General features: G+C 68.0%; 2 protein-coding genes. Both read right to left on the bottom strand.

From position 1 onward, the window contains the following. Window positions 1–5,543, bottom strand: a 5,543-nt coding sequence (locus ACFXA3_RS21715; protein WP_385189018.1) for an amino acid adenylation domain-containing protein, incomplete at its 3' end; no start/stop codon positions are given. Next, window positions 5,540–10,903 carry an amino acid adenylation domain-containing protein gene (locus tag ACFXA3_RS21710; protein WP_385189016.1) on the bottom strand — a complete coding sequence of 1,788 codons (5,364 nt, stop codon included), beginning with the start codon at window positions 10,901–10,903 and terminating at the stop codon, window positions 5,540–5,542. The genes ACFXA3_RS21715 and ACFXA3_RS21710, both read right to left, overlap by 4 nt. Window positions 10,904–10,912 lie beyond the last annotated feature (9 nt).

The following is a 10,912-nucleotide window of genomic DNA, read 5'->3' as shown; positions in this document are numbered from 1 at the left end:
ACCGGAACCTCGTACTGCGTCGCACACAAGGTGATCTCCGTCGGCCCGTACAACACCCGCACCACCGTGCCCGGACACGCCTCCACCACCCGCCGAACCGCCACCGGCGACACCACATCACCACCCGTCAACACCTCGCGCAGCTGGGCGAGGCACGTCGGAGTCTCCTCGGCTATGACGCGGAAGAGTCCCGCCGTCAGGACGACGCCCGTGATGTCGTGAACCTTGATCAGCTGTTCCAGGGACGGGGCGTCCAGATTTCCCGGAGGAGCCACGACGATGGTCCCGCCGGAGAGGAGAGGGGCCCACAGCTCGAACGTCGAGGCGTCGAAGGCGTACGGGGAGTGGAAGAGGACACGCTCGTGGTGGTCCGTCTCCCAGCAGCGGTCCAGTACGAGGTCCGCGACGCCGCGGTGGGTGGCGGCCACGCCCTTGGGCTCACCGGTCGACCCGGACGTGTACATCACGTAGGCGAGCCCGTCCGCACCACGCGCACCGGCCGGTTCCACCGGTCCCGTCTCGGAAGCCGCGCCGAGGATTTCGTCGGTGCAGATGACCTCTGCCGTCCCTGCGAACTCGGCGGCTTCCGTCGGACGGTCGGTCACCAGCAGTTCGGCTGCGCAGTCCGCCATGACCAGTCGGCGCCGGCCCGGAGGGTGGCCTTCGTGCAGCGGTACGTAGTGGGCGCCGGTCTTCAGCACGGCCAGCAGCGTGGTGACCAGGTCAGCGGACCGCTCCATCCACAGACCGACTGCATGCTCGGGTCCGGCGCCCTTGGCGGCCAGATGGCGCGCCAGTCGGTCCGCGCGCGCGTTCAGCTGCGCATAGGTGAGCTCCAGCCCGTCGCTCACCACTGCTGTCGCGTCGGGGGTCCGTGCGACGTGGGCCTCGAACAGTTCCGTGAGCGTCGCCCGGGTTGCCCCGGACCTTTCGCGCGCGGTGTCGTTCCAGGTCCGCAGAACCGTTTCGCGTTCGTCCGTCCCGAGGACGTCGACCTGGCGGACGGGAGCGTCGGGGGCGGTGGCCACGGCGTCGAGGAGCCGGACCAGTCGCCGGGCCAGATGTTCGACGGTGGCCGCGTCGAACAGGTCGGTGCGGTAGTCCAGGCGCCCTTCGAGTCCTGCGTGCCCGCTGTCGGTGTGGGTCTCGCCCAGGCTCAAGGACAGATCGAACTTCGCGACCGTCCCCTCCATCGGCTCCGGCCGTACGGCCAGGTCGGGCAGTTCGGCTCCCGCCTCGGTCGTCGATCCGGCCGTGGCACTGCGGAAGGTGGCGAGGAGCGGTGCGTGGTGCTGCACGGCGAGCATGACCTGGAAGAGGGGGTGGCGGGCCATGGACCGCGTCGGGTTGAGGATCTCCACGAGCCGCTCGAACGGCACGTCCTGGTGGGCGTACGCCGCGAGGTCCGCTTCCCGGACCCGTTCCAATACCTGCCGGAACGTCGGGTCGCCCGAGACGTCGGTCCGCAGGACCAGCGTGTTCACGAAGAACCCGACCATCTCATCGAGGGCGTCGTCGGTACGGCCGGCGATCGGCGTCCCGATCGGGATGTCCTCCCCGGCGCCCATCTTCGACAGCAGGACCGCCAGCGCGGCCTGCACCGTCATGAACATGCTCGCCCCGCTGGAGCGGGACAGCTCCACCAGACGGGCATGCGTTTCGGCCGAGACCTGGACACCGACCGACGCACCCTCGTGGGAGGCCACGGCGGGACGCGGGTGGTCCACCGGCAGTTCGATCTGCTCGGGCAGCCCGGCCAGGGCCCGGCGCCAGTAGGCCTCCTGCGAGGCGATCACGCTGTCCGGGTCGTCCTCGTCGCCGAGTACCTCGCGCTGCCACAGCGTGTAGTCCGCGTACTGCACCGGGAGTTCGTCCCACTCCGGGGCACGCCCCTGGCAGCGGGCCACGTACGCGGTGGACAGGTCGGCCACCAGGGGGCCCATCGACCATGCGTCACCGGCAATGTGATGCAGCACCACAACCAGAACCGACTCGTCCGGCGCGGACCGGAGCACCCGGACCCGCCACGGCAGGTCCCGTCCCAGGTCGAAGCCGTCCGTCACGACCGCTGAGATCGCGGCCGCCATTCCGGCCTCGGGCACCTGCTCGACGGCGCACACCGGAACCCCCGCGGCGCCTTGCAGGATTTCCTGCCGCGGCTCTCCGTCGACCTGCGGGAACACCGTGCGCAGGCTCTCGTGCCGGCCGGCGACGTCCGCGAGCGCGGCCCGCAGCGCCTCCACGTCCAGCGCGCCGGTCAGACGGAGCGCGAGGGGGATGTTGTAGGTTCCCGAGGCGCCTTCGAGCTGGCCGAGGAACCACAGGCGGCGCTGGGCGAAGGACACCGGAAGGACTTCCGGTCGTTCCCGCCGCTCCAGCGGTTCCCGGACCCGGCCACCCTCGTCGAGCCGGTCGACGAGGCCGGCGACGGTCGGGGCCTCGAACAGCGACCGGATGCTCACCTCGACGCCGAGGACGGACCGGATCCGGCTCGCCAGACGGGTCGCCAGCAGCGAGTGCCCGCCGAGTTCGAAGAAACCGTCGTCGATCGACACGGACTCGACTCCGAGGACCTCGGCGAACAGGCCGCACAGGATTTCCTCGCGCGGGGTCCGCGGCCCACGTCCCGCGGTGGTCACGACGTACTCCGGCGTCGGCAGGGCCCGCCGGTCCAGCTTCCCGTTCGGCGTCAACGGCAGGGCGTCGAGCACGACGAACGCCGACGGCACCATGTAGTCCGGCACGTGTGCGGACACGTGCTCACGCAGCAGGGACACGTCCGGATCGATCGGCCCCGCGTCCGTCACCGCGGGCACGAGGTAGGCGACGAGGCGCTTGTCGCCCGGCTGGTCCTCCCGAACGACGACAGCCGCCTGTCCGACCTGCTCATGACCGGCGAGAACCGCCTCGATCTCACCCAGCTCGATACGGAAACCCCGCACCTTCACCTGAGCATCAGCACGCCCCACGAACTCCAGAACACCGTCCGCGGACCAGCGCACCACGTCACCGGTCCGGTACATCCGCGAACCCGCCACCACCGCGAACGGATCCGCAACGAACCGCTCCGCCGTCAACCCCGCACGACCCAAATACCCACGAGCCAACTGCGCACCCGCGATATACAACTCACCCGCCACACCCACCGGCACCGGCGACAAACCCGCATCCAGCACATACACCCGGGTATTCGCAAACGCATCACCGATCGCCGGCGGCAACACACCACCAGACCCACCCACCACACACGACGTCGCCCACACCGTCGCCTCCGTCGGCCCGTACAGGTTCACCACCTCACGGCCCAACCCACACATACCCTCCGCCAACACCGAAGGCAGCGCCTCACCACCCACCAGCATCCGCACACCACGAACAGACTCGGGAACCTCCGCCACCAACGCCTGCCACAACGACGGAGTCGCCTGCATCACCGACACACCCGACCCACGCACCAACCCACCCAACAAAAACGGATCCCGAACCTCCCCCCGACCCGCAACCACCACACACGCACCACTGACCAACGGCAGATACAACTCCAACGCCGCAATATCAAACGCAACCGTCGTCACCGCCAACAACCGGTCAGACGAATCCAACCCACACCGCACACCCACCGCCGCCAGAAAACTCACCAACGCAGCATGCGAAACCACCACACCCTTCGGCCGCCCCGTCGAACCCGACGTATAAATCACATACGCCACATGCGCCGGCAACACAGAAGACAAACGATCACCGTCAGACAGGTCTCCGCCATCCCGGGCCGCCACGGCACGCCGGACTCCCGGCTCATCGAGCACCAGGTGCGGAGCGGTACCGTCCTGCGGCAGCACGCGCACGGTGTCCGTATCAGTGATCACCAGCACCGGATCGGCATCAGCCAGCACATACGCGACCCGGTCCGCCGGATACTCCGGATCCAACGGCACATACCCGGCACCGCTCTTCAGAACGGCGAGCAACGCAACCACCAGATCAACCGACCTGGGCAGCGCCACAGCGACAAGCTTCTCCGGACCCGCACCACACGCCACCAGATGACGCGCCAGACGATTCGCCCGGGCATTCAACTCCGCGTACGACAGCTCCACCCCACCGCCGACCACAGCCGGCCCATGCGGGGCACGTGCCACCTGCGACTCGAACAACTCCGGCAGCAGCGCATCCGGAACCTCGCGGGCCGTGTCGTTCCACGTGGTCAGTACCCGGTGCCTCTCTTCCGCACCGAGCAGGTCGAAGCGCCCCACCGCGCCGTCGAGTCGGGTGGTGATCGCCTCCAGCACCCGGGCCAGCTGGGATCCGATCTGTTCCACCGCCGCCCGGTCGAACAGGTCGGGTCGGTAGTCGAGCCGCAGCCGGATCTCGTCACCGGGCATCACGATCAGGCTGAGCGGGTAGTGCGTGCTGTTCCGCCCTTCCAGCCTCTCTACGTGGATCGCGTCGGCCGGCTCCGCGGCCTTCGGTGCGGCGCCGACCGGGTAGTTCTCGAACACGACGACGGTGTCGAAGAGCTCGTCGGCCGGGGTCAGGTGGTGGATGTCGGTGAGTTTGAGGTGCTGGTGGGGCAGGAGGGCGCTCTGTTCGTCCTGGAGCCGCACGAGCGCCTCGCGTACGGACTCGGCGGCCTTGAGGCGTACCCGTACCGGCACGGTGTTGATGAACAGGCCGACCATCGACTCGATGCCGGGGATCTGGGCCGGGCGTCCTGCGACGGTCGCACCGAAGACCACGTCGTCCTGGCCGGTCATGTGCCCGAGCAACACCGCCCACGCCTGCTGGACCACCGTGTTCAACGTGACACCACAGCTCCGGGCCGCAGCCGCCAGGGCAGCGGTCAGCTCGCCCGGCAGACGCACCGTGACATGTTCAGGAGCCATCTGCGCCGCACGGGCGTGCAGCGGCGCGAGCCGGGTCGCTTCCTCCACATCCGCGAGGGACCGCCGCCACGCCTCCTCCGCGGCACCGCGGTCCTGCTGTGCCACCCACGCCAGGTAGTCCCGATAAGGCCTCACGGGCGCCAGGCCGTCGGCGCGTCCGCCCTGTTCGTAGGCGGTCATCAGGTCGCGCATCAATACGGGCAGGGACCACCCGTCGAGCAGCAGGTGGTGGCTCGTGAACTCCAGCCGGAACCGCCGGCGGCCGAGGCGGAGCAGCGTGAACCGCAGCAGGGGCGGGGCGGACAGGTCGAAGCGCCGCGCCCGGTCCTGCTCCAGCCACTGGGCGACCGCGGTCTCCTGGCGGCCGGCGTCCAGGTCTGAGAAGTCGATCTCCTCCCAGGGGAGCTCCACGTTCCGGGGAATGACCTGGACCGGCTGCCGCAGACCCTCGTGGATGAAGGCGGCGCGCAGGTTCTTGTGCCGCTCAAGAACGACTCGGGCGGACGCCTTCAGAGCCGCGACGTTCAGCGGTCCTTCTATGAGGAAAGACATCTGCGTCGTGTAGACGTCCAGCGCCTGCTCGTCGTAGAGGGCGTGGAAGAGCAGACCTTCCTGCAGAGGAGCCAACGGAAGAACGTCTTCCAATTCATTCCGCTTCACTTGTCGTTCCTCCACAGCTGCTCAAGTTGATCAATTTCTGCCTGGTTCAGGGAGACCAGGGGAAGGTCGGAGGGCGTGTATCCACCCGCGTCGGGATCAGCCGCGTGACGGGTGATCGCCTTCAACGCCTCGACGAACAACCCGGACACCTCGACGACATCAGCCTCGTCAAGGACACCCGACGCCCACGACCACGACACCTGCAAAGCCGGACCGCCCACACCGTCCTGAACCACCGCATTGATCTCCAACGCATGCGGAACCGGCATCCGCGGATCCAGACCACCACCCAAAGCCACCGACTCAGCAGCGATCTGCCAAGCACCACCACCACCCACACTGAACCGGCCCAAATAGTTGAACCCGATCTCAGGCCGCGCACCCCCCGCCAGCACCACACCCGTCCCGGCATTCAAATACCGCAACAAACCAAAACCCAGACCACGATCCGGAACAGACCGCACCTGCTCCTTCACCCGCTTCAACACCACACCGGCCTGAGCCCCACCAGCCCACACCTCACCCACATCAAAAACACCCGGATCAATCCGCAACGGATACGCACTGGTAAACCAACCCACCGTCCGCGACAGATCAACCCCCTCCACCACCTCCTCCCGACCATGCCCCTCCAACTCCACCAACACCCCACCCGCAGAACCATCACAAACACCACGCCAACGCGTCACCGCCAACGCAAGCGCCGCCAACAACACATCCTCAACACCCGCATGAAAAACAGACGCCACCTCACCCAACAGCGGACGCGTCTCCTCCGAAGACAGCTCCACCACCAGACCCCGCACCGACCCAGCCGTATCCCTCAACGGATCAAGCGCACGCGACCCCACCCGAACACCGGAAGACCCCACCATCTCCCGCCACAAACCCAACTCAGCAACCCGCTCAGCCGAACCCGCCAACCGCACCAAATGACCAGCCCAACCACGGAACGACGTCCCCACCACAGCCGGCACCACCGAACCACCCACCGACAACGCACCCCACGCCGCCGCCAGATCCGGCAACAACACACGCCACGAAACCCCATCAACCACCAGATGATGCACAACCAACAACACCCGACCCGACACACCCACACCCGCGTCGAACCACACCACCTGCACCATCACACCCGCCAACGGATCCAAACGCTCACGCGCCGAAACCGCCTCCGCCAACACCACCTCCTCCAACCCACCACCCACCAAACCCGCCACATCCACACGACACACACACCCCGCCGCATCCACCCCACCCGACGGCAACACCTCCAAACCCCAACCCAAACCCCACCCAGAGTCGAAGCCCGAACCAGAACCAGAACCAGAACCGGAGCCGGAGTCGGAGCCAGAGCCAGAGCCGGAGCCGGAATCGGAGTCAGCGTCCAGGACCACCCGCATCCGCAGAGCGTCATGCTGATCCAGAACCGAACCCACCACCGCCGTCAGCACATCCAACGACAACCCCGCCGGCGCCTCCACCAGCATCGACTGCGAGAACCCCGCCAACGGACCACCACGCTCACGAACCTGATGCATCACCGGCGTCAACGGCACCACACCCACCCCAGCACCCTCAGCCTCAACCCCGACCGAGCCCTCCACCACACCCACCACAGCAGCCAGACCCGCCACCGACTTACGCTCAAACACATCACGCGGCGCAAACACCAAACCAGCAGCCCGCGCCCGAGCCACCAACTGAATCGAAAGGATGCTGTCACCACCCAACTCGAAGAACCCGTCATCCACCGAAACCCCCGAAACCCCAAGAACCTCGGCAAACAACCCGCACAACACCTCCTCATGCGGCGACCGCGGACCCCGACCCACCACCACACCAGAACCAACCCCCGGCACCGGCAAAGCCCCACGGTCCAACTTCCCATTCGGCGACAACGGCAGCACATCAAGCACCACAACCGCCGACGGCACCATGTAATCCGGCAACCGCTCCCCCACGAACCCACGCAACACGGCAGGGTCGAGCACATCGCCGTCCGCTGCGACGGCGTACGCGACCAGCCGCCTGTCGCCGGGACGGTCCTCCCGTACGACGACCGCGACGTGACCCACCGATTCGTGTCCGGCGAGTACGGCCTCGATCTCGCCCGGTTCGATGCGGTAGCCCCGTACCTTCACCTGCGCATCCGCGCGTCCCACGAACTCCAGGACACCGTCCGCGGACCAGCGCACCACATCACCGGTCCGGTACATCCGCGAACCCGCCACCACCGCGAACGGATCAGCAACGAACCGCTCCGCCGTCAACCCCGCACGACCCACATAACCCCGAGCCAACTGCGCACCCGCGATGTACAACTCACCCGCCACACCCACCGGCACCGGCGACAAACCCGCATCCAGCACATACACCCGGGTGTTCCACACCGGGCGCCCGATGGGCACGGTCTCGTCGGCCGCCCGGCATTCCCAGTACGTGACGTCCACTGCGGCCTCGGTGGGTCCGTACAGGTTGTGGACTGACCCACCGAGCGTGCGCAGCGCCTGGTTCTTCAACTCCACGGACAGCGCCTCACCACTGCACACGACGTTCTTCAGCGGCGCGCAGGAGGCTGCGTCGGGATGCTGGAGGAAGGCGCCCAGCATCGACGGGACGAAGTGTGCGGTGGTGACCCTCTCGGTGCGGATCAGCTCGGCGAGGGCCGCGGGGTCCTTGTGTTCTCCGCGGGCGGCAACGACCATTCCGGCGCCGACGACGAGCGGCCAGAAGAACTCCCACACCGACACGTCGAATGCGGACGAGGTCTTCTGGAGGACCCGGTCCGTCGGCTCCAGACCGTACTCGTTCTGCATCCACAGCAGACGGTTGGTGATCGCGGCATGGGAGACGGCCACGCCCTTGGGCCGTCCGGTGGATCCGGACGTGTAGATCACGTAGGCCGTGTGCTGCCCGAGCAGGCGGCTCGGGCGGCGCTCGTCGACGGAGAGGTTGCGGGGGTCCTGGCTCTCAAGGAGGGTCCGCGTGGCCGGGTCGTCCAGCACGAGTCGGCTCACGTGGGCCGCAGGTTCCGCGGGCAGCTTCTCCGCCGTTTCGGCCTGGGTGACGACGAAGACCGGGTCGGCGTCCCGGAGCATGTGGGTGATGCGGTCGGCGGGGTATTCCGGGTCGATGGGGACGTAGGCGGCGCCGGTCTTCACCACGGCCAGCAGGGCGACGACGAGGTCGACCGAGCGGGGTACGGCAACGGCGACCAGGCGTTCGGGGCCGGCGCCCCGGTCGGCGAGGTACCTCGCGAGTCGGTTCGCTCGAGCATTGAGTTCTGCATAGGTCAGCCGGATCCCGCCGCCGGTGACGGCCAGGGCTTCGGGCGTCCGTGCGACCTGCTGCTCGAACAGATCCGGCAGCGTGGTGTCGGGAACGCCCTGAGTGGTGTCGTTCCAAGCGGTCAGGATCCGCTCGCGTTCCTCCTCGCTCTGCAGCGGTATCTCCCGGACGGTCTGTCCGGCGTTGGCCACGACCGCCTCGAGGATGCTGACGAAGCGATCCGCGACGCCCTCCACCGAGGGGCGGTCGAAGGCATCGGGACGGTAGTCGAGCCGCAGGTGCAGGCCGGTCCCCGGCATGACCATCAGGCTGAGCGGGTAGTGCGTCGCATCCCGTGCTTCGGCGTGGGTGAGGCTGAGGGTGGAGCTCTCCTGTTCCACGGCCGAGTCCTCGACCGGGTAGTTCTCGAACACGACGACGGTGTCGAAGAGCTCGTCGGCCGGGGTCAGGTGGTGGATGTCGGTGAGCTTGAGGTGCTGGTGGGCCAGGAGGGCGCTCTGTTCGTCCTGGAGCCGCACGAGCGCCTCCCGTACGGACTCCGCCGGCTTCAGGCGCACCCGTACCGGCACGGTGTTGATGAACAGGCCGACCATCGACTCGATGCCGGGGATCTGGGCCGGACGTCCTGCGACGGTCGCACCGAAGACCACGTCGTCCTGGCCGGTCATGTGCCCGAGCAGCACCGCCCACGCCTGCTGGACCACGGTGTTCAAGGTGACCCCGCAGCTGCGCGCCGCAGCCGTCAGGGCAGCGGTCAGCTCCTCCGGCAGACGCACCGTGACCCGCTCGGGAGCCACCGGTACCCGACCCGCACGCACCGGCGCGAGTCGCGTCGCCTCCTCCACACCCGCCAGGGACCGCCGCCACGCCTCCTCGGCCGCACCACGGTCCTGCTGCGCCACCCACGCCAGGTAATCCCGGTAGGGCGTCACCCGAGCCAGGCCGTCACCGCGGCCGCCCTGTACGTACGCCGTCATCAGCTCGCGCATGAGCACGGGCAGGGACCAGCCGTCCAGCAGCAGGTGGTGGCAGGTGAAGACCAGCCGGAAACGCTGGTGACCGAGACGGAGCAGCGTGAACCGCAGCAACGGCGGAGCGGACAGGTCGAAGCGCCGCGCCCGGTCCTCCTCCAGCCATGCCTCGACCGCGGCTTCCTCAGCCGCTGCGTCCGTGGCCTCGAGGTCGACCTCTTCCCAGGGAACGTCGACCTGCTTGGGGATGATCTGGACCGGCTGCCGCAGACCCTCGTAGGCGAAGCCCGCCCGCAGATTCGCATGCCGGTCCACGACCACCGACGCGGCAGACCTCAGCACCGCCGGGTCCAAAGGCCCTTCCACCAGCGAAGACAACTGCGTCGTATAGACGTCCAGCGCCTGCTCGTCGTACAGGGCGTGGAACAGCAGACCTTCCTGCAACGGAGCCAACGGAAGCACATCGGAAATGTCCTTCCACCGCCCCTCCACCACCCCGATCTCCGCCTGGTTCAGGGAGACCAGGGGAAGATCCGACGGTGTGAATCCACCCGCACCGGGATCGGCCGCGTGACGGGAGCGGGCGGCCAGGGCGGCCACCGTCTTCCGCTCGAAAACGTCCCGCGCGGAGAAGACGAGGCCTGCGGCCCGCGCTCGTGCGACCAGCTGGATCGACAGGATGCTGTCGCCGCCCAGCTCGAAGAAGCCGTCATCGATCGACACGGACTCGACGCTGAGGACCTCGGCGAACAGCTTGCAGAGGATCTCTTCGTTCGGGGTGCGCGGTCCCTTGTGCGTGGTGCCGGAGACGGCTTCCGGTGCCGGCAGCGCCTTGCGGTCCAGCTTCCCGTTCGGCGTCAACGGCAGGGCTTCCAGCACCACGAAAGCCGACGGCACCATGTAGTCCGGCAGCCGATCCGCCACGTGCCGGCGCAGCAGATCAGCCGATGCCGCTTCGCCTGCGGCGGGCACCACGTAGGCGGTGAGCCGCTTGTCCCCCGGGACGTCCTCACGCACCACGACCGCGCTCTGCACGACCAGCTCGTGCTCCGCCAGCACCGCCTCGATCTCACCCGGCTCGATACGGAAACCCCGCACCTTCACCTG

Origin of the sequence: Streptomyces sp. NPDC059456, assembly GCF_042750055.1 — a bacterium.
Classification (GTDB): Bacteria; Actinomycetota; Actinomycetes; order Streptomycetales; family Streptomycetaceae; genus Streptomyces.
This window is presented reverse-complemented; position numbering and strand designations above follow the sequence as displayed.